Raw genomic sequence first — 19,398 nt, 5'->3', positions numbered from 1 at the left:
CTTCGCGCGGCACGCTCGGCGGAGGGGTTCGTTGAAAGGGGTTCACCGTGTCCGATGATGTGTTCGAGGATGGTTCGCTCGTGTTGGAGCGTCGCGGCGACGAATATGTGCTGCGGTTCGCGGGCGGGTCGGCGTTGCCCACCCGCATTCCGGTGCTCGGTCCCGACGGCGAACTGCTGACGGTGTATTCGACTCCGCATGTGACGCTCAGTTCCGAACCGGCGTCCGATTCGCGGACGGCGGTATAGCGCGAGGCTGTCGCCGGGGCAGTGCGGAGGTTTCGTTCCAGTACCGCCCCGGTTCGGCTACGAATACGACATAGCGAACCGAACTGTTGACGCTGGTTGTTAGCGGACGGGAAGTTCCTGATGCGGAACCGTCGGAACCATTCGGTCGGCATGGGTTTTGCGAAGCTATCACAGTGACGAATGCGGTAGCCGATTCGGCGCGCCTCCGTCGGAGGTGGCGAGATCAGGGCCATCATCGGGTCTATGAAGATGCCCGCGCTGCTGTCGAGACATGTCGAAACGCTGCCGGGGCGCACCGGGGTCGCTCGGGTCGATCGCAATACCCGGCGTTTGCTGAGGCGGGTCGCCGTCGGTGACATCGTCGTCGTCGACGAGATGGATCTCGATCGGATGACCGCCGATCGGCTCGTCGAAGCCGGTGTCGTCGCTGTGATCAACACCTCGCCGTCCATCTCGGGGCGCTATCCCAACCTCGGACCCGAGGTGCTGGTGGCCAACGGCATCGTGCTGCTGGACACGGTCAGCTCCGACGCGTTCTCCCGGATCAAGGACGGCACGCGGGTTCGCATCGACGGTGGCGTCGTCTACGCCGACAAACTCGTCAAGAAGGAACCCGAGGTACTGGTCGATGGCATCGAACTGTCCGCGGCGGCCATCGCGGAACGGATGATCGAGGCCCGCGACGGACTCGCCGACCACCTCGAGGCGTTCGCGGGTAACACCATCGAGTTCATCCGCACCGAGAGCGCCCTGCTGATCGACGGCATCGGCGTGCCGGAACTCGACCTGGCCATGCGCGGACGCCACGTGGTCGTGGTTGCCGACGGCGGCGACCACCTCGACGACCTCAAACGGCTCAAACCGTTCATCAAGGAGTACGCGCCGATCATGGTCGGCGTCGGGCGCGGCGCCGACACGCTCGTCAAGCAGGGGTACCGGCCGGATCTGATCGTCGGCGACCCCGAGGAGATCACCACCGCCACGCTGAAATCCGGGGCCGAGGTGATCCTGCCCGCCGACACCGACGGCCACGCCAAGGGCCTGGAACGCATCCAGGATCTCGGCATCGGCGCGACCACCTTCCCGTCCTCCGGCGCGCCCGCCGACCTGGCGCTGCTGCTGGCCCACCACCACGGCGCGGCGCTCATCGTCACCGCGGGTGCGCCCGCCTCGCTGGACGACTTCTTCGACCGAGGCCGCCGCGACAGCAATCCGGCCACCTTCCTGACCCGGCTCAAGGTCGGCCCGACGCTCATGGACGCCAAGGCCGTTGCCACCCTCTATCGCAACCGCATGTCCGGCGTCGCCGTGGCCATGGTGGTGCTCGCCGCGCTGGTCGCGGTGATCGTCGTGCTGTTGGCCTCCGACAGCGGCGGTGAGGTCCTGAACTGGTCGATCGATACCTGGAACCGCTTCGTCCTGTGGGCGCGAGGCCTGGTGGGGTAGCCCGCGCGCTCGAGGCGGTCGCGAACTCACGAGGCCGTTGGTTCCAGGAGAGCCGCGGAAAGTCGCGAACCCGGGTGGATCGGAAACCTGACAGAGCTGGGAACCGGGGAGGGCCGCCGGCTCCGGTGGCCGCGAACCCTGGAGGGCGGCGAGTTCTGGAGGACCGCGAGTTCCGGAGCGGCGAACTCTCGGGAGCCGCGAATTCAGAAAACGATGAATTCAGGAAAGCCGCGAACTCGGGACTGTCACGAGCTTAGGGAGTGCACCATGATCTCGTTTCGCCAGTACACCATCTCGATCGTCGCGATCTTCTTGGCGCTCGCGGTCGGGGTGGTGCTCGGTTCGCAGACCTTGGCGGCGGATCTGATCTCCGGCCTGCGCTCGGACCGGTCCGACCTGCGCGTGCGGGTCGGCGAACTGTCGGCGCGCAGTACCCGACTCGACGCCGAGATGGCCGCCGCCGACCGATTCATCGCCGGGTCGGCGGGACGCATACTGGCCGGGCGGCTCGCCGAGCGCGGCGTGCTGGTGTTCACCGCGCCCGACGCCGACCCCGCCGACGTGGACGCGGTGACGCGCGCCGTGGAGACCGCGGGCGCGGGGGTGACGGGACGCGTCGCGCTCACCGACGCCTTCCTCGACGCGAGCGAAGGCGACCGGATGCGCAGCGCCTTGACCAATGTCATCCCGGCGGGCGCTCAGCTGCGGACCGGCGCGGTCGACCAGGGCAGCATGGCGGGCGACCTGCTCGGCCTCACCCTGCTGCTCGACCCGGTCACGTCGCAACCGCGCAGCACCCCCCAGGAACTCGGTCTTGTGCTCGAGACCCTGCGCGGCGGCGGATTCCTCGCCTACGGCGAGGCTCCCGTGCTTCCGGCCCAGCTGGCGGTGGTGGTCACCGGTGACAGCGCCGACGCCGGACAGAACGCGCAGGGGGCGAACCTGGCCCGGTTCACGGGCGCGCTGCGGGCGCGCGGCGCGGGCGCGGTGCTGGCGGGGCGGTCGGGCGCGGCGACGCATCCCGGTCCGATCGCGATCGTGCGTTCCGACGCGCCGCTGGCGGGCACGGTGAGCACCGTGGACAACGTGGATCGCGAGATCGGCCGAGTGACCGCGGTGCTCGCTCTGACCGAGCAGCTCGGCGGCGGTGCGGGCGGTTATGGAACGGGGGAGAAGGCCACGGCGTTGACGGTGGCGGCGGTGCCGGGCTGACGACCGGGGCCGTGCGGTACCGACCTGTCGGGTTGTGCCGTGTCGGCCTGCCGGTTCGCGCGGTGCCGACCAGCCGTGCCGTGCCGGACCGATCGTCGCGGCCGCGCCGGGCCGACCGCCTGCGCAGCGACACCGGGGCAAACCCGCGTCGGGTGCCGAGCGGGTGGCCGGGGCGTGTTACCGTGAAGACCCGTGGGTCAAACACGGATTCAGGCGCGAACTGCCACGAAACACATCTTCGTCAGCGGTGGTGTCGCCTCCTCATTGGGTAAGGGCCTGACCGCTTCCAGCCTCGGCCAGCTGCTGACGGCCCGCGGTCTGCGCGTCACGATGCAGAAACTCGATCCCTATCTGAACGTCGATCCCGGCACCATGAATCCGTTCCAGCACGGCGAGGTGTTCGTGACCGAGGACGGGGCCGAGACCGATCTCGACGTCGGTCACTACGAGCGGTTCCTCGACCGCGATCTGACCCGCGACGCGAATGTCACCACGGGTCAGATCTACTCGTCGGTCATCGCCAAGGAGCGGCGCGGCGAGTATCTCGGCGACACGGTGCAGGTGATTCCGCACATCACCGACGAGATCAAGGACCGCATCCTGGCGATGCGGGGCCCCGATCTGCAGGGCCAGGAGCCCGATGTGGTGATCACCGAGATCGGCGGCACGGTCGGCGACATCGAATCGCAGCCGTTCCTGGAGGCGGCGCGCCAGATCCGCCACGACGTCGGCCGGGACAACGTGTTCTTCCTGCACGTGTCGCTGGTGCCGTATCTGGCGCCTTCCGGCGAGTTGAAGACCAAGCCGACCCAGCACTCGGTGGCGGCTTTACGCAGTATCGGCATCCAGCCCGACGCGCTCATCCTGCGGTGCGACCGCGAGGTGCCGCAGGGGCTCAAGAGCAAGATCGCGCTGATGTGCGACGTCGAGGTCGACGCGTGCATCTCCACCCCCGACGCGCCGTCGATCTACGACATTCCCAAGGTGCTGCACCGCGAAGGGCTCGACGCGTACGTGGTGCGCAGGCTCGGGCTGCCGTTCCGCGATGTGGACTGGACGGTGTGGGGCGATCTGCTCGACCGGGTGCATTCGCCGCGCGAGACCGTCGAGGTGGCGCTGGTCGGCAAATACGTCGACCTGCCCGACGCGTACCTTTCGGTGACCGAGGCGCTGCGCGCGGGCGGATTCGCCTCGCGGGCCAAGGTGCTGATCCGCTGGGTGGCCTCCGACGAGTGCGAGACCGAGGCGGGCGCGGTGGCCGCGCTGCGCGATGTGGACGCGGTGCTGATTCCCGGCGGGTTCGGGATTCGCGGCATCGAGGGCAAGGTCGGCGCGATCCGCTTCGCGCGCACCCGGGGGATTCCGCTGCTCGGGCTGTGTCTCGGATTGCAGTGCGTGGTGATCGAGGCGGCGCGCGCGGTGGGGTTGGCCGAGGCCAATTCGGCGGAGTTCGAACCGGATACCCCGCATCCGGTGATCTCGACCATGGCCGATCAGGAGGAGATCGTCGCGGGCGCGGCCGATCTCGGCGGCACCATGCGGCTCGGCGCGTATCCTGCCGCGCTGGTGAAGGGTTCGGTGGTCGCGCAGGCGTACGGCACCGACACCGTTTCCGAGCGGCACCGGCACCGCTACGAGGTCAACAACGCCTACCGCGACAAGATCGCGGCGAGCGGGCTGCGTTTCAGCGGCACCTCGCCGGACGGGTCGCTGGTCGAATTCGTGGAGTATCCGGCCGATACGCATCCGTTCCTGGTCGCGACCCAGGCTCATCCCGAACTCAAGAGCCGCCCGACGCGTCCGCATCCGCTGTTCGCCGCGCTGATCTCGGCGGCGCTGAAATACAAACTGGCCGAACGTCTTCCCGTTGACATCCCGGACGCGGAACTGGCCGCGGCCGACCGGAATTCCTGACCGGTCTGGAATTACGCGCGGGCGGGCCGACCGGTCCGCCCGCGCGTCGTGTGTCCGGCCATGTCGTGTCGCCGATCCGCGTGGCGCGGCGCGGGCGGTGGGTATAGCGTGCTCGGGTGCGTATGCGCCGAGCGGGAGGGAGTTGCGGTCGTGACGAAGGAGGAATCGGTGCCGGGGCGCCATGATTTCGACACCGTGTCCAGTAGCACCGTCTACAGCGGAGCCATTCTCGCGTTGCGCCTTGATCAGGTGGTGATGCCGGGTGGCGCCGTGGTCGAGCGCGAGGTGATCGAACACCACGCTGCGGTCGCGGTCGCGGCGATCGACGAGAACGACGAACTGGTGCTCATCGACCAGTATCGGCACCCGATCGGGCGGCGGCTGCTCGAACTGCCCGCCGGACTGCTCGACATCGACGGCGAGGACCCGTGGGAGGCCGCGAAACGCGAACTCGCTGAGGAGACCGGACTCGGTGCGCGGGAGTGGTCGGTGCTGGTGGATGTCGCGCTGTCGCCTGGCTTCACCGACGAGGCGCTGCGCGTGTATCTCGCGCGGGACCTGCACGAGGTGCGGCGGCCGGAACCGGAGAACGAGGAAGCCGATATCCGTGTCGTGCGCCTTCCGGTGTCCGCGGCGGTGCGCGCCGCGCTGGCCGGGGAGATCGTGAACGCCACCGCGGTGGCGGGCGTGCTCGCGCTGGCCGCGGCCCGCGCCGACTCGATCACCCCGCGTTCGGCCGACGCGCCGTGGCCGGGACAGCCCACCGCGTTCCTACACCGCAAGTCGCGGCGGTCGGAAGACTGACGGGAGAGCCGGGTGCTCGCGCGCGAAATCGACGTCTATCTCGACCATCTCGCGGTCGAGCGCGGCGCGGCGCGCAACACGCTCGGCGCCTACCGCCGTGACCTCGACCGGTACCGGGATTTCCTGGCGACCCGCGAGGTGCGCGAACTCGACCGGGTCACCGAGTCCGATGTCGCCGAATTCACGGTGGCGCTGCGCGCGGGCGGGTCGGGCCATCCGCCGCTCGCCGCGAGTTCGGTGGCCCGCGCGTTGATCGCGGTGCGCGGGCTGCATCGGTTCGCGGCGGCCGAGGGCATCACCTGCGCCGATGTGGCGCACGGGGTGAAACCGCCCGCGCCGGGCAGGCGATTGCCCAAGGCGCTGCCCTACGACCAGGTGCTGCGTCTGCTCGAGGCGGCGGGCGGCGGTCCCGCCGACGCGGCGGACGCGGCGGGCGCGACCGATGGCGGACCGCGCGGACTGCGTGATCGCGCGCTGCTGGAACTGCTGTATTCGACCGGCGCGCGGATCTCGGAGATGGTCGGGCTGGACGTGGACGACATCGATACCGGCGACCGCGTGGTCGTGCTGCGCGGCAAGGGCGGCAAGCAGCGCATGGTGCCCATCGGCCGTCCCGCCCTCGCCGCGCTGGACGCGTACCTGGTGCGCGGCCGTCCGACGCTGGCGGCGGGCGGCAGATCCGGTGCGGGGGACAGCGGCGGCGCCGGAAAGGGCCGAGGCACGGGAAGAATCGGCGCGGGGCGAAGCAATGGCGGAGCGCTGTTCCTGAACGCGCGCGGCGGGCGATTATCGCGCCAGAGCGCGTGGCAGGTGCTCCAAACCGCCGCCGAGCGTGCGGGAATCGGCGCGACTGTGTCACCGCACACTTTGCGACATTCCTTCGCTACACATTTGCTGGACGGCGGCGCCGACGTCAGGGTCGTGCAGGAGCTGCTCGGGCACGCCTCGGTGACCACAACGCAGATCTACACCCTGGTCACCGTCAGTACGCTGCGGGAAGTATGGGCCACAGCACATCCGAGGGCGCGGTGACGACGGGCACCGGCCTCGGATATCACGAGCGCCGACGGCCCGGCGCGGTTCCTCACCTCGCCGGTAAGGGGTATCGTCCGGAGCGAGACTCCCCGAAGCCCTCGCGGGTACGCGGCGAGTGGGCACGGGACAGCGTGGAGGGGGTGCCCGCGGTGCAGTCCACCGGCGGTGCGTACCGCCCGAACCGCGGTGTCGCGTGTCCGAACGTGGATCTCGCGCTCTCGGGCGGTAGCGTCTATCGAGAGCTGGACCGTACGAAAGCGAGGTCGGGCCTGATCGGTCTCGCTACGCTCGGCGAGGCGACGGGCAGAGGCATAAGGAGCAGCGGATCGTGACGACAGCCGGTGCGGCGCAGGAGCCGCCGAGGAGTGCCGGGGCGCAGCCGCTTTCGGGTCCCCGCTCGCAACCGTATTCGGAGGCCGCGGCGGAGACGCTGTGGGGCACGGGGATCGAGCCCGTGCCGGAGAGCGCGGAATTGGGGCCGACGGGCCGTCCGCTGCGCCTGGTGCCCGATCCGCCGCCGGTGTCCCATCAGGGCGACGCCCTCATCGTCGCCATGTGCAATCAGAAGGGCGGGGTCGGCAAGACCACCTCCACCATCAATCTCGGCGCGGCACTGGCCGAATACGGGCGCCGGGTGCTGCTGGTGGATCTCGATCCGCAGGGCGCGCTGTCGGCGGGGCTCGGCGTCGCCCACCACGATCTCGACCAGACCGTGCACAACCTGCTGATCGGTTCCCGCACCTCGGTCGACGACGTGCTGATGTCGACGCGGGTGGAGAACCTGGATCTGCTGCCGAGCAATATCGATCTGTCGGCGGCGGAGATCCAGCTGGTGAACGAGGTCGGGCGCGAGCAGACGCTCGGGCGCGCACTGGAACCGGTGCGCGGGAACTACGACTACATCCTCATCGACTGCCAGCCGTCGCTCGGCCTGCTCACCGTGAACGCGCTGGCCTGCTCCAACGGCGTCATCATTCCGATGGAGTGCGAATACTTCTCGCTGCGCGGCCTCGCCCTGCTCAACGACACCGTCGAGAAGGTGCGCGACCGGCTGAATCCGCGGCTGAGCCTGTACGGCATCGTGGTGACGATGTTCGATTCCCGGCTCCTGCATTCGCGTCAGGTGATGGCGCGCGTGGTCGAGGTGTTCGGCGATCTGGTCTACGACACCGCGATCGCGCGCACCGTCCGTTTCCCCGACGCCAGCGTCGCGGGCGAGCCCATCACCACGTGGGCGCCGAAATCCAGTGGGGCCGAGGCGTATCGGGCGATGGCGCGGGAAGTCATCCACCGGTCCGGCCGGTGAGCCGGGAGAGTTCCCCGGCGCCACCGACGACGATCGTTGCTCCGCTCGGCCCCGGCGCGCAGCCGCAGGTCGCGGCGACCGAATCCGTCGAGGAATCGACCTCGGGATTCCATCTGAAGCTCAGCAACTTCCAAGGCCCGTTCGATCTGCTGCTGACGCTGATCAGCTCGCGCAAACTCGATGTGACCGAAGTCGCACTGCATCAGGTCACCGATGAATTCATCGCCTACACCAAGGCCATGACCGCTGCCGGTGCGGGCGCGGCCGGACTGCGCGCGGACAAGATCCTCGACCAGACCACCGAATTCCTGGTCGTCGCCGCCACCCTGCTCGACCTGAAAGCCGCCCGGTTGCTGCCCTCGGGCGAGATGACCGACACCGAGGATCTGGAACTGCTGGAAGCGCGCGACCTGCTGTTCGCGCGACTGCTGCAGTATCGGGCGTTCAAGCAGGTCGCCGAACTGCTCGCCGAGCTGGAGGCCGTCGCGCTGCGCCGCTACCCGCGCGCGGTCGGACTCGAGGAGCGATTCGCGGGGCTGATGCCCGAGGTCACCCTCGGGGTGGACGCGGCCGGATTCGCGCAGATCGCCGCGGTGGCCTTCCGCCCGCGCCCGGCGCCGCGCGTCGGCCTCGACCACCTGCATTCGCACGCCATCTCGGTCGCCGAGGAGGCCGCGCGGGTACTCGAACAACTCAAACTGCGCGGGCCGGGCGGGTGGACGACCTTCGCCGAACTGGTCGCCGACTGCGAGGTCGCGGTGCAGATCGTCGCCCGCTTCCTGGCGTTGCTCGAGTTGTATCGGGGTAAGACCATCGAATTCGACCAGCCGGACCCGCTCGGGCCGCTCGGGGTGAGCTGGCTCGGCGACATCGACCCCGAGGCCGGAACACAAGCGGCCGTGACCATCGAGGAGGACTACGGGTGAGCGAGCGCGACGACGCCGACGCGGGGTCGCGGGAGACCAGCGCGGGGTCGCGGGAGGTCGCTGTGGAGTCGGCGCGGGAGACCGCTGTGGAGTCGGAGCGGGAAACCACTGTGCAGTCGGCGCGGGAAACCGCGGCGGGCTCGCGGGAGATTTCCGACACAGTCGGCGGCGATGCGGTCGGCGCGGGAGTCGAGCCGGACAACGGCGCGCCCGCGCCGCTGGAGGAGACCGAATTCCGGTCGGCGCTCGAGGCGATGCTGCTGGTCGTGGACGTCCCGGCACCCGCCGAGCAACTGGCCGCGGCGCTCGATGACACCACCGAGCGAGTGGAGGCCGCGCTGCGGGAGATGTCGGCGGCGCTGTCCGCCCGTGGCAGCGGTATCGACCTGCGTTTCGTCGGCGACGGGTGGCGCTTCTATACTCGCAGCGAGTACGCACCTTATGTGGAACGGGTGCTGCTCGACGGCGCGCGGACCAAATTGACCCGTGCGGCGTTGGAGACCCTGGCGGTGGTGGCCTACCGGCAACCGGTGACGCGCACCAGGGTCGGCGCGGTGCGCGGCGTTAACGTCGACGGCGTGATGCGTACGCTGCTCGCGCGCGGTTTGATCGCCGAGGCCGGTGTCGACCCGGAGACGAACGGCACGCTCTACCGCACGACCGAGTTGTTCCTGGAGCGGATCGGGCTCGCGTCACTGACCGATCTGCCGCCGCTGGCGCCCTTGCTTCCGGGCGTCGACCTGATCGATGAGATCAACGAGAGCCTGGATACCGACCCCCGGTACACCAGGCTGAGAAAACCCGCCGAATCCGACCTGGATCTCGGCGCCGAGGATTGACGGGACAGATGAATACCTCCGCTCGCCGAGATGGCACACCGGATCGTAGAAGACGCGGCGACCAGCCCGCCCGAGGCGGGGCGACCCGCGCGACGGGTTCCCGCGGCGCTCGCGCGGACCGACGCGGGTCGGGTGAGACCGAACAGCGCACGGGCCGCCCCGAGCGGTCCGATCAGCGCACCGGCCGGGCCGCGCCGCCGCCCGCGAACCGCAAGTCCAAGAACCCGAAACCGCAGCGCCAGGTCAGCGCGCCGCCGGTGCTCAACAACGCCAAGCCGGCGCGCCGTCAGTACGTCGAGGTCGACGACTCGGCCGAGACCCACACGAAACTGCCGTGGGGCGAGGGCGAGCGGCTGCAGAAGGTGCTCGCCAAGGCCGGTGTCGCTTCGCGGCGCGCCGCCGAGGAGTTGATCGCGCGCGGACGCGTCGAGGTCGACGGTCTGATCGTGCGCGAGCAGGGCCTGCGGATCGACCCGAAGACCGCCGTGGTTCGGGTCGACGGGACCAGGGTCGTGGTGCGCGAGGAACTGGTGCACCTGGCGCTGAACAAGCCGAAGGGCTGGCAGTCCACCATGGCCGACGATCTCGGTCGCCCGTGCGTCGGCGATATCGTCGCCGAACGTGTCGCGGCCGGTCAGCGCCTGTTCCACGTGGGGCGCCTCGACGCCGACACCGAGGGGCTGCTGCTGCTCACCAACGACGGCGATCTCGCGCACCGGTTGATGCACCCGTCCTTCGAGGTGTCCAAGACCTATCTGGCGACGGTGCACGGCGAGGTCGACAACCGGATGGTGAGCAAGCGGCTGCGCGACGGCGTCGAACTCGAGGACGGTCCGGCCAAGGTGGACCGCTTCCAGGTACTCGAACTCGGGGAGGGGCGCTCCCTGGTGAAACTGGTGTTGCACGAGGGACGTAAACACATCGTCCGTCGACTGCTCGACGCGGTCGGCCATCCGGTGAACCGGCTGGTGCGCACCAATATCGGTCCGGTGGCTCTCGGCGATCAGCGTCCCGGCACGCTGCGGGTGCTCGGACGTGACGAAGTCGGCAAACTCTACGAGGCGGTGTCGTTGTGAGCGCTCTTCGAGGCGGTGTCATTGTGAACGGTGCGGAGGTTCCGGTGCGGAATGACGCGGCAGGCAAACTGTCCGGCTCGGAATCCCTTGTCGTCGCGATGGACGGCCCGTCGGGAACCGGCAAGTCGAGTGTCTCGCGCCTGCTCGCGAACCGGCTCGACGCCCGCTATCTCGACACCGGCGCCATGTACCGGGTCGCCACCCTGCGGGTGCTGCGCGCAGGCATCGATCTCGCCGACTCCGCGTCCATCGGCGCGGCCGTCAAGGAACTGCCGCTGACCATCGGCACCGATCCGGGCGGCGAACTCGTCGAACTCGACGGTGAGGACGTGCGCGCCGAGATCCGCGGCGACCTGGTGACCAAGGCGGTGTCGGCGGTGTCGGCGGTGGCCGAAGTCCGCGAACTGCTGGTCGCGCTGCAGCGCGAGATCGCCTTCAGCGCACAGCGGATCGTGGTCGAGGGTCGCGATATCGGCACCGTCGTGCTGCCCGACGCCGACGCCAAGATCTACCTGACCGCCTCGGCCGAGGCCAGGGCGCACCGGCGCAACCAGCAGAACATCACCGAGGGCCGCGGCGACGACTACGCCGCCGTGCTGGCCGACGTGCAGCGCCGCGACACCCTCGATTCCACGCGCAAGGTCTCCCCGCTGCGTCCCGCCGAGGACGCCGCGCTGGTCGACACGAGTGAATTGACCAAGGACGAGGTCATCGACGAGCTGTACCGGGTCGTGGCGCGCCAGGTCGCGGCGGGATCGCCGGGAGGGGCGCGATGAGCGAGGACGTACTCGCGGGCGACGGCGTCTGGAGCGACGAATCCGACTGGGATATCGATGAATTCGCCGACGAGCAGGAGGACGGCGCGGAACTCGCGATGCCGACCCTCGCCGTGGTCGGGCGTCCGAACGTCGGCAAGTCGACGCTGGTCAACCGCATCATCGGCCGTCGCGAGGCGGTGGTCGAGGACATCCCGGGCGTGACCCGCGACCGGGTCTCCTACGAGGCCAACTGGACCGGACGCCGGTTCTGGGTGCAGGACACCGGCGGCTGGGAACCCGACGCCAAAGGGCTGCAACAGCATGTCGCGCGGCAGGCCGAACTCGCGATGGACACCGCGGACGCCATTCTGCTCGTGGTCGACGCGACCGTCGGCGCCACCGCCACCGACGAGGCGGCGGTCCGGAAACTGCGCCGGTCCAGGATTCCGGTGATCCTGGTGGCGAACAAGGTCGACGACCAACGGATCGAGTCGGAGGCGGCGGCGCTGTGGTCGCTCGGTCTCGGCGAGCCGCGCATGATCAGCGCCACGCACGGCCGAGGCACCGGCGACCTGCTCGACGACGTGCTCGCCGCGCTGCCGGAGACCCCGCGCGAGGGCGGCGTCGGCGGCGGTCCGCGCCGGGTCACGCTGGTCGGCAAGCCGAATGTCGGTAAGTCGAGCCTGTTGAACAAGCTGGCGGGCGACGAGCGTTCGGTGGTGCACGATGTCGCGGGCACCACCGTCGACCCGGTGGACTCGCTGGTCGAGTTGGGCGGCAAGGTCTGGAAGTTCGTCGACACCGCGGGCTTGCGCCGCAAGGTGTCCCAGGCGGGCGGCACCGAGTTCTACGCGTCGCTGCGCACGAAGTCCGCGTTGGAGGCGTCCGAGGTCGCGGTCATGCTGATCGATGCCGCGCAGCCGATCACCGAACAGGATCTGCGGATCATCGGCTTCGTCGCCGATTCCGGTCGGGCGCTGGTGCTCGCGTTCAACAAGTGGGATCTGGTGGACGAGGACCGACGGCTGATGCTGGAGAAGGAGGTGGACCGGGAACTGGTCCGCGTCCCGTGGGCGCAGCGGGTCAACATCTCCGCCCACACCGGTCGCGCGGTGCAGAAGCTGGTGCCCGCCATGGACACCGCGCTGGAATCGTGGGACAAGCGTATCTCGACGGGCAGGCTGAACACCTGGCTGAAGGAGGTCGTCGCGGCCACCCCGCCGCCGATGCGCGGCGGCAGGCTGCCGCGTGTGTTGTTCGCCACTCAGGCTTCGACGCGCCCGCCGACCTTCGTGCTGTTCACCACGGGATTTCTGGAAGCCGGATATCGGCGATTCCTGGAACGGCGATTGCGCGAGGAATTCGGATTCGACGGTTCGCCGGTCCGAATTTCGGTGCGGGTCCGGGAAAAGCGCGAACGCAAGAAGTAGCAGGCCGATGGCCCTGTGGCGGTACTCGTCACAGGGCCGACGCGGCGCCGAAGTCGTCGCCCCAATTCTCGCGGGCCCGGCGGGCGCTTCTGGTGCGCGCCGCCAGCGTGGCGGGCGCGAGATCGGCGCCGTGCAGCGCGGCGAGGTAGACCTCGGCGAGCGTCGGGTCGTCGGGGAATTCGTGGAACAACCGCTCCAATCGTGGTAGCAACTCCTGGGATCTGCCCCGGCCCACTTCGATGCCCGCGAATCTGATTTCCACGGTCCGCAATTCGCGGGCGAGTTCGCGCCGGTATTCCTCGACCCGCCGCCCGTCCAGATCGGCCAGCGGAACCCCGCGCACCGCCTGCAGTGCGGCGGCCAGGAATTCGCGGGCCTCGGCGTCGTCGAGTTGGGCGGCGCGTTCGGTCAATATGCGGAACTGATGCAGGTCGATCCACTCCGGGGGCACCGCGAGCCGGTACATGCCGTCGGTGACGAGCAGCGCGTCGTCCAGGCCGATCGGACGCAGCTGCTCCGCGCGCAAGTTCTCGGCGATTTCTCGCAGCGCGGATTCGGCGCGCGGCGGCGGGTTATCCCATACCCAGTCCACGAGTTCGTCCCGCCAGACCGATTGCCCCATCGCGGCCAGCAATGCCGCGAGCAGGCGTCGGGTCGCGGGGTCGCCGAGTCCGGCCGGATACCCGTGTACTTCGGCCTCGACAACGCCGAGCAAACGGAATTTCACGACAGCTCGGATAGGTGCGCGTTCACCGGTCGACATGGATTCGGTCCTCACTGTGGGAAATCCGTCCCGCGGTCCGCCGGATCCAATTCGATTGCACACCTGTCGATGTCATGACGGCCACCCTGTCCGAGCGCTTTCCTGATATCGGAGCGTAATCGTCCCCGCGATCGAGGAGAAGTAATGAGCGACAAAATATTCGGCGAGGAGGACTTCATACCGAAGTTCGCAAAGAGTACCTTCAGTGACGGCGGTGGAGAATGCGTCGAGGTCGCGTTCACCGGCGGCGGGGTCGCGGTACGCGATTCGAAGAACCGGTCGGGTCCGGTCCTGTGGTTCTCGCCGTCGGAATGGCGTGCGTTCCTCGTCGGGATGCGCGCGGGCGTATTCGATGTCGGCGCGTGAGGCCGCCGGGGTGGTGCCGCAGCGGGGTTGCCGCGGCACCACCTCCCCCGATCGGCCGTCTCGCCGCGGCCGGTCACCTCATCGGTCTTCGAGTGCACGGATCTCGCTCGCGATCGAGGTCAGGAAGTTCGCCGCGTCCGCGCCGTACAGCGCCATGCCGCGCAGCAGCGCCCAACGCTCGCGGTACATGTCGATGCCGTCGGGTGCGCGCACGAGCCGATTGGCGTCGACCATCTCGACCGAGACCACCGGATCCTCGCCCTCATAGATGACGAAGCTGTGCGGGATGGTCGCCTTCGCCTCGATATCGGCGGGGATGATCCCGATGGACACGGTGTCGAGGGTGTCGACCGAGGCGATGCGGTCCAGTTGGGCCAGCAGGATGTGGCGCGGCCCCGGCCGCAGCCGCAGCGCGGTTTCGCCGATGAGGAATTCGAAGCGCCGGTTCGGGTCGTAGAGCGCGGGCTGGCGGTCCAGTCGGGCGGCGACCGCGGCCGCGAGTCCGGCGGCGGTGTACGGCACCTGGAAGATCCCGAAGATGTGCCGCGCGTATTCCGCCGTCTGCAACAGCCCGGGCACCAGTGTGGGCTGGAAGTTCAGCACGGTCGTCGCGGCGGATTCGTGCGCCTGGAAGTCGTCCTGGATGTGGGTGCGGCTCGCGAGTGCCGAACGCCACGTGGTGAGTTCGGAGTGGGCGGCCTCGGTGAGCCCGCGCAGGTTCCGGTCGGCCTCGGCGGTCGCGCCGACGGCCCGGCTCCACGCCGACACCTGGGGCAGCGATGGCATCGCGCGCCCGGTCTCGATGCGCGAGAGGGTGGATTGGCTGATGCCGACGCGGTCGGCGAGGTCGCGTCCCGAGATGCCCGCGAGGTCGCGGAGACGACGGAGTTCGGCGGCGAGGCGATCGCGCGGTCCGTGTTCGGCGGACGCCGGGTGCGAGCCGGTTTCGCCGCCGGCTGCGTCGTTCTCGGCTCGATTCTTTTGACCCATGGCGAGCCGAATTGAACCATTGTGATTCACGGTGGTCAAGCATGGATTCGCTGCGAGTTGGCTGCGTGTCGCGGCGTATTCGGAACGCGTGCGCGGAGGGGGCGCGGCGGTGCGGGCGGGCTGGTGTTCGGGTGGACGCGACGGGCGTACGTGGGCGGTCGGGGCGATTCCTCGTCGAATTTGTCGCGGCGGGCGGTCGACGCGTTTCACCGGAGTGTGCGGACGTCCGGTTTCCGGAATATGGGCGCGGTTCGGAGCATTACCGGATCGCGGGTGCGACCATCTCGGAGGAGAAATTCTCGGTGTGACGTGGTGGATGTGCGGGTAGGGCGCGTATGTCGAGAGCAGTGAGTTTGCTGAAAAGTAGCTTGATGCGGTTAGATTGGCGGAGGTGCGTGGCTGCTTCAAGGGATTTTGGCAGATTTTACCTGCATTTTCTCGGTCGATATGGGCGATTCCAGACGGTAGCCAGAATGGGTTGTCGGAGTGGCTGTTCGGTAGGTCGTGTGCTGTGGTCGCGCGTGTCGGTGGTCGAAATCCTTGCGGGTGAAAATATTTCGCAAATGTCCGTCTGTGGCGCTGCGGCGGGTTAGGGTGCGAATGGTCGCGTTCGAATCGAATAACTGTCGGGTTCGGTGTCGCCGGACTCTCGGCGCAATCGGAGGGGATGGCCAATGGTCGGGACAACGAGCGGGCGAATGGCCGAAGTGCTGTTGCTACCGCCCACCTTCGGTGAACTGTTGCGACGTCTGCGACAGGGCAGGGGCGTCTCCCGCGAGAAACTCGCGGTCGGCGCCGGGATGAGTGTCAGCTATCTCACACATCTGGAACGCGGTGAGCGCGGGCGGCCGACGCGCGCGGTGGTGGAAAATCTGGTCCGCTGCCTGGACGGGATCCGGGAGCTGCCGTGTCCGGATCGTCGCCACTTGTTCGACCTCGCGGGCATTCGCGAAGCCGACGCGCCGAGCGTCGAACGACTACGCACCGAGACCACGGCGGATATGCGTCACGGCTTGGCGCTGCGCCTGCCGCATGCCGCCGGATACTTCGACGCGCGCTGGTACCTGCTCGCGGGCAATGCCGCGGTCGGCGCGCTCTTCCCCGGGCTGCGCGAGGGCGACAACATCCTGCACTGGCTGTTCGGCGACGAGCGGGCCCGGCGGGCGCTGCTCGACTGGGACCGGGCCGCCGCGCTGTCGGTCGCGGGTCTGCGCGGCCGGATCGGGCGGTTGCGCGCCGGTGAGCATTTCGCCGGACTGCTCGCCGAGCTCGGACGCTACCCGGAATTCCGCGTGCTGTGGGGACGCGGCGAGGTCACCTACTTCCACGAACCGCCGCGCCTGCGGTTCCGCGATGCGGACGGCGGGTCGGTGCGCGCGCTCGACTTCCACATCTACGACGTGGACAGCGGGAGCTATCCGGGGTGGGTGCACTTCTTCGGCGCCGGTCCCGCACCGGAGTAGAACTCGTTCTAGACAGATTAGGTATTTTGTCTTACCTTCGAATCATGCAGGTCGAGTTGTCTCGCGAGAATGTCGAATCGCCACGTTTCGAACTGCGCAGCGGTGACAGCTGGGACGATCCATGGCCCATGTACCGCGCGCTGCGCGATCGCGATCCCGTGCACCGCGTGATACCGCCCGAAGCGCCGGGCGACGACTACTACGTACTGTCGCGCTACGCCGACGTGCACGCGGCCGCCCGCGACGTCACGACCTTCTCCTCCGGGCAGGGACTGACGGTCGACTACACCGACCTCGACGAGATCGGGCTCCCGCGCCCGCGCCCCTTCGTGTTCACCGATCCGCCCGATCACACCGGCTTCCGCAAACAGGTCATGAAAGGGTTCACGCCGCGCCAGGTGCGATCGGTGGAACCGCAGGTACGGGCCTTCGTGGTGGAACGGCTGGAACGCCTGCGCGCGGCGGGCGGCGGCGATATCGCCGTGGAACTGTTCAAGCCGCTGCCGAGTATGGTGGTCGCCCACTATCTCGGTGTGCCGGAACAGGATCGGGCGCGGTTCGACGAATGGACCGACCTGATCATGGCCGCCTCCGCGGGCGGCAGCCCGATGCACGCGCACGAAGCCGTCGGCGAGCTGATGCAGTACTTCACCCGCCTGATCGAGCTGCGCCGCGCCGAACCGGGAGACGACACCATCTCGCATCTGGTGGCTTCGGGACTCGGCGCCGACGGCGACTACGACGGCATCATCTCCATCCTCGGCTTCGCCTTCACCATGATCACCGGCGGAAACGACACGACCACCGGCAATCTCGGCGGCGCCGCGCAACTGCTCACCCGCTATCCCGAACAGCGGCGGGCGCTGCTCGAGGATCCCGCGCTCATCCCCGACGCGGTGGAGGAATTCCTGCGGCTCACCTCACCGGTGCAGGGCCTCGCCCGCACCGCCGCCCGCGACGTCGAGGTGGCGGGCACGGTGATACCCGAGGGACGCCGGGTGCTGCTGCTGTACGCGTCGGCGAATCACGACGAACGCGAATTCGGCCCCACCGCGGGCGAACTCGACGTCGCCCGCGCGCCGAAGGGCATTCTCACCTTCAGCCACGGCAACCACCACTGCCTCGGCGCGGCGGCGGCGCGCATGGTCGCCCGCGTCGCGCTGGAGGAATTGCTCGCGCGCTGCCCGGATTTCACCGTCGACCTCGACGGCCTGCGCTACGCACCGGGCAGCTACGTGCGCTGGCCGGACCGCGTGCCGTTCCAGGTGTCCGCGTGACCGACTGGCTGCGGCCCGCACGCGCCGACATCGCCGCCGAACAGATCCTCGACGCCGCGGCCGGGCTGTTCGTCGAACGCGGCGTCGGCGCCACCGGCATGGGTGAGGTGGCGCGCGCGGCGGGCTGCTCGCGCGCCACGCTGTACCGCTACTTCCCGAACCGGCAGTCGCTGCGGATCGCCTTCGTACACCGCGAGGCGCGCCGGGTCGCGGCGGCGGTGGCCGAGGAGATCGCGGGCATCGAGGACCCGACCGAACGGATCGTGGTCGCCATGCTCACCTCGCTGCGGGTCGTGCGCGCCGACCCGACGCTGATCGCCTGGTTCACCGCGGGCGACGCGGGCCTGGCCAACGCGATCGGTCAGGGCTCCGACGTGATCGAGGCCATCGCCGCGGGCCTGCTGCCCGACACCGGTTCCGACGACGCGGAACGCTCGCGCTCGGCGCGCTGGGCGGCGCGAATCATCCTGTCGCTGCTCACCGCGCCCGGTCGTGACGCGCACGACGAACGCGCCATGCTCGAACAGTTCGTCGCCCCCGCGCTCGTCGGCGCGCTCGGGCGGTCGCGGCGCTGACTCTTGCGGCCGGACACCCGTCGGCGATGGCGAGGTTGCACACGCGGGCGCAAATCGGTTGCGGAGGTTCACCATACAACCGGACTGGCGGCGGGTGGCCGATCGAGGCGCTGCGGGCGCGGTGCTAGATTTCGGGTCTACTGTTCCTCGATGGGAGTTTCCGGCCATGCGGTATGACCAGGTCGCCGATGACGTGTTTCGCATCCAGGGAACCGAGGTCGCGATGGTGCTGGCCCGTGACGGCGACGCGCTGACCCTGATCGACGCCGGATGGCTCGGCGACGCGGCGGTCATCGAGGAGTCCGTGCGCGCGCTCGGGCACCGACCCGAGGACATCACCGCGGTACTGCTCAGCCACGCCCACCTCGACCACATCGGGGCGCTCGCCTACCTGCACACCCGGTACGGGACGCCCGCCTACACCGCCCCCGCCGAAGTCGGGCACGCGCGCGGCGAATACCACGAAACGGCCACCGCGCTCGACGTGATCTCGCGTGCGTGGAAGCCGAGGACGGCGGCGTGGGCGGTGCGGATCGCGCGGGCGGGCGGGCTGCGTGAGAACATCGCGCCGCACATCCAGCCGTTTCCGGTCGAGGGGGCGCTCGACCTGCCGGGGTCACCGATACCGATCGCCACCCCCGGCCACACCTCCGGGCACAGCGGATTCCATCTGCCCGTCGCGGGCGTCCTGGCCACCGGTGACGCGCTGGTCACCGCGCATCCCACCGCGCCGACTTCCGGTCCGCAGCTCCTGCCCGATTTCTTCAACCACTCCACCTCGCGCGCGGTCGACGGTCTGGCGGCTTTCGAGTCGGTCGATGCCGATGTGGTGGTGCCTGGGCACGGTGCGGTGTGGACCGGCGGCGTCCGGCGCGCGGTCGAACTCGCCCGCGAACACGCCGCCGCGCACTGACAACTCGGCGTGTCCGCAGCGCTCACCTGCTGTTTCCTGCTGTGACCGCACAGGCGG

Annotated in this window: 19 protein-coding genes; 17 read left to right on the top strand and 2 right to left on the bottom strand. The window is 69.2% G+C overall.

Annotation, left to right across the window (positions count from 1 at the left end; translation table 11 throughout):
- Nucleotides 1–47: 47 nt before the first annotated feature.
- The 12 genes from IT779_RS33365 to der all read left to right on the top strand — a co-directional run bounded on the left by IT779_RS33365 (nucleotide 48) and on the right by der (nucleotide 12,994).
- Nucleotides 48–248 (top strand): hypothetical protein, encoded by a 201-nt coding sequence (locus IT779_RS33365; protein WP_196153469.1) that lies wholly within the window; start codon nucleotides 48–50, stop codon nucleotides 246–248.
- Between the two features lie 243 nt (nucleotides 249–491).
- Nucleotides 492–1,694 (top strand): putative cytokinetic ring protein SteA, encoded by a 1,203-nt coding sequence (gene steA, locus IT779_RS33360; protein ID WP_196153468.1) that lies wholly within the window; start codon nucleotides 492–494, stop codon nucleotides 1,692–1,694.
- Between the two features lie 267 nt (nucleotides 1,695–1,961).
- The gene (locus IT779_RS33355) at nucleotides 1,962–2,906 is read left to right on the top strand and encodes a copper transporter (RefSeq protein WP_196153467.1); all 945 of its coding nucleotides are present in this window, start codon (nucleotides 1,962–1,964) and stop codon (nucleotides 2,904–2,906) included.
- A gap of 192 nt (nucleotides 2,907–3,098) precedes the next feature.
- A complete protein-coding gene (locus tag IT779_RS33350) occupies nucleotides 3,099–4,820 on the top strand; it encodes a CTP synthase (protein ID WP_196153466.1) in 1,722 nt (573 codons plus the stop codon).
- 150 nt (nucleotides 4,821–4,970) lie between these two features.
- On the top strand, nucleotides 4,971–5,624 hold the full coding sequence (locus tag IT779_RS33345) for an NUDIX hydrolase (protein ID WP_332839078.1): 654 nt from the start codon (nucleotides 4,971–4,973) through the stop codon (nucleotides 5,622–5,624).
- 12 nt (nucleotides 5,625–5,636) lie between these two features.
- Nucleotides 5,637–6,656 carry a site-specific tyrosine recombinase XerD gene (locus IT779_RS33340; RefSeq protein WP_196153464.1) on the top strand — a complete coding sequence of 340 codons (1,020 nt, stop codon included), beginning with the start codon at nucleotides 5,637–5,639 and terminating at the stop codon, nucleotides 6,654–6,656.
- Between the two features lie 433 nt (nucleotides 6,657–7,089).
- Nucleotides 7,090–7,965 carry a ParA family protein gene (locus IT779_RS33335; protein WP_232542347.1) on the top strand — a complete coding sequence of 292 codons (876 nt, stop codon included), beginning with the start codon at nucleotides 7,090–7,092 and terminating at the stop codon, nucleotides 7,963–7,965.
- Complete coding sequence (locus IT779_RS33330) at nucleotides 7,962–8,891, top strand: segregation and condensation protein A (protein ID WP_408637815.1); 930 nt, start codon at nucleotides 7,962–7,964, stop codon at nucleotides 8,889–8,891. Before IT779_RS33335 ends, IT779_RS33330 begins: the two co-directional genes overlap by 4 nt.
- Before the next feature lie 218 nt (nucleotides 8,892–9,109).
- A complete protein-coding gene (gene scpB, locus IT779_RS33325; protein ID WP_196153494.1) occupies nucleotides 9,110–9,730 on the top strand; it encodes an SMC-Scp complex subunit ScpB in 621 nt (206 codons plus the stop codon).
- A gap of 8 nt (nucleotides 9,731–9,738) precedes the next feature.
- On the top strand, nucleotides 9,739–10,806 hold the full coding sequence (locus tag IT779_RS33320) for a pseudouridine synthase (protein ID WP_196153463.1): 1,068 nt from the start codon (nucleotides 9,739–9,741) through the stop codon (nucleotides 10,804–10,806).
- A gap of 98 nt (nucleotides 10,807–10,904) precedes the next feature.
- Nucleotides 10,905–11,582 (top strand): (d)CMP kinase, encoded by a 678-nt coding sequence (gene cmk, locus IT779_RS33315; RefSeq protein WP_196153493.1) that lies wholly within the window; start codon nucleotides 10,905–10,907, stop codon nucleotides 11,580–11,582.
- Entirely contained in the window at nucleotides 11,579–12,994 is a 1,416-nt protein-coding gene (gene der / locus IT779_RS33310) for a ribosome biogenesis GTPase Der (protein ID WP_196153462.1), read from the top strand. The genes cmk and der overlap by 4 nt, the downstream gene beginning before the upstream one ends.
- A 28-nt stretch (nucleotides 12,995–13,022) precedes the next feature.
- On the opposite strand, the gene IT779_RS38965 is transcribed toward der, so the two are convergent.
- Nucleotides 13,023–13,721, bottom strand: coding sequence for an AfsR/SARP family transcriptional regulator (locus IT779_RS38965; RefSeq protein WP_196153461.1), 699 nt, complete (start codon nucleotides 13,719–13,721; stop codon nucleotides 13,023–13,025).
- Nucleotides 13,722–13,901: 180 nt separating this feature from the next.
- On the opposite strand from IT779_RS38965, the gene IT779_RS33300 reads away from it, so the two are divergent.
- Nucleotides 13,902–14,123 (top strand): DUF397 domain-containing protein, encoded by a 222-nt coding sequence (locus IT779_RS33300; RefSeq protein ID WP_196153460.1) that lies wholly within the window; start codon nucleotides 13,902–13,904, stop codon nucleotides 14,121–14,123.
- 78 nt (nucleotides 14,124–14,201) lie between these two features.
- Here IT779_RS33300 and IT779_RS33295 read toward each other — a convergent pair whose 3' ends face one another.
- Nucleotides 14,202–15,113, bottom strand: a complete 912-nt coding sequence (locus tag IT779_RS33295) for a helix-turn-helix domain-containing protein (protein WP_196153459.1) — start codon at nucleotides 15,111–15,113, stop codon at nucleotides 14,202–14,204.
- Between the two features lie 698 nt (nucleotides 15,114–15,811).
- Between IT779_RS33295 and IT779_RS33290 the strand changes: the two genes are divergently transcribed.
- The 4 genes from IT779_RS33290 to IT779_RS33275 all read left to right on the top strand — a co-directional run bounded on the left by IT779_RS33290 (nucleotide 15,812) and on the right by IT779_RS33275 (nucleotide 19,341).
- The gene (locus IT779_RS33290) at nucleotides 15,812–16,576 is read left to right on the top strand and encodes a helix-turn-helix domain-containing protein (protein WP_232542333.1); all 765 of its coding nucleotides are present in this window, start codon (nucleotides 15,812–15,814) and stop codon (nucleotides 16,574–16,576) included.
- A 44-nt stretch (nucleotides 16,577–16,620) separates the two neighbouring features.
- Nucleotides 16,621–17,853 (top strand): cytochrome P450, encoded by a 1,233-nt coding sequence (locus tag IT779_RS33285; protein ID WP_196153457.1) that lies wholly within the window; start codon nucleotides 16,621–16,623, stop codon nucleotides 17,851–17,853.
- Complete coding sequence (locus tag IT779_RS33280) at nucleotides 17,850–18,428, top strand: TetR/AcrR family transcriptional regulator (protein WP_196153456.1); 579 nt, start codon at nucleotides 17,850–17,852, stop codon at nucleotides 18,426–18,428. The genes IT779_RS33285 and IT779_RS33280 overlap by 4 nt, the downstream gene beginning before the upstream one ends.
- Before the next feature lie 166 nt (nucleotides 18,429–18,594).
- On the top strand, nucleotides 18,595–19,341 hold the full coding sequence (locus tag IT779_RS33275; protein WP_196153455.1) for an MBL fold metallo-hydrolase: 747 nt from the start codon (nucleotides 18,595–18,597) through the stop codon (nucleotides 19,339–19,341).
- Nucleotides 19,342–19,398 lie beyond the last annotated feature (57 nt).

Origin of the sequence: Nocardia bovistercoris, from assembly GCF_015674855.1 — a bacterium.
GTDB classification, from domain to species: domain Bacteria; phylum Actinomycetota; class Actinomycetes; order Mycobacteriales; family Mycobacteriaceae; genus Nocardia; species Nocardia bovistercoris.
Note: the sequence above shows the minus strand (reverse complement) of the source record. Positions and strands in the feature narration are given on the sequence as shown.

Coding starts and splice junctions, on each gene's coding strand:
- steA (WP_196153468.1), top strand. CDS start 492: ATGAAGATGCCCGCGCTGCTGTCGAGACATGTCGAAACGCTGCCGGGG.
- IT779_RS33355 (WP_196153467.1), top strand. CDS start 1,962: ATGATCTCGTTTCGCCAGTACACCATCTCGATCGTCGCGATCTTCTTG.
- IT779_RS33320 (WP_196153463.1), top strand. CDS start 9,739: ATGAATACCTCCGCTCGCCGAGATGGCACACCGGATCGTAGAAGACGC.
- cmk (WP_196153493.1), top strand. CDS start 10,905: ATGGACGGCCCGTCGGGAACCGGCAAGTCGAGTGTCTCGCGCCTGCTC.
- der (WP_196153462.1), top strand. CDS start 11,579: ATGAGCGAGGACGTACTCGCGGGCGACGGCGTCTGGAGCGACGAATCC.
- IT779_RS33300 (WP_196153460.1), top strand. CDS start 13,902: ATGAGCGACAAAATATTCGGCGAGGAGGACTTCATACCGAAGTTCGCA.
- IT779_RS33295 (WP_196153459.1), bottom strand. CDS start 15,113: ATGGGTCAAAAGAATCGAGCCGAGAACGACGCAGCCGGCGGCGAAACC.
- IT779_RS33290 (WP_232542333.1), top strand. CDS start 15,812: ATGGCCGAAGTGCTGTTGCTACCGCCCACCTTCGGTGAACTGTTGCGA.
- IT779_RS33285 (WP_196153457.1), top strand. CDS start 16,621: ATGCAGGTCGAGTTGTCTCGCGAGAATGTCGAATCGCCACGTTTCGAA.
- IT779_RS33275 (WP_196153455.1), top strand. CDS start 18,595: ATGCGGTATGACCAGGTCGCCGATGACGTGTTTCGCATCCAGGGAACC.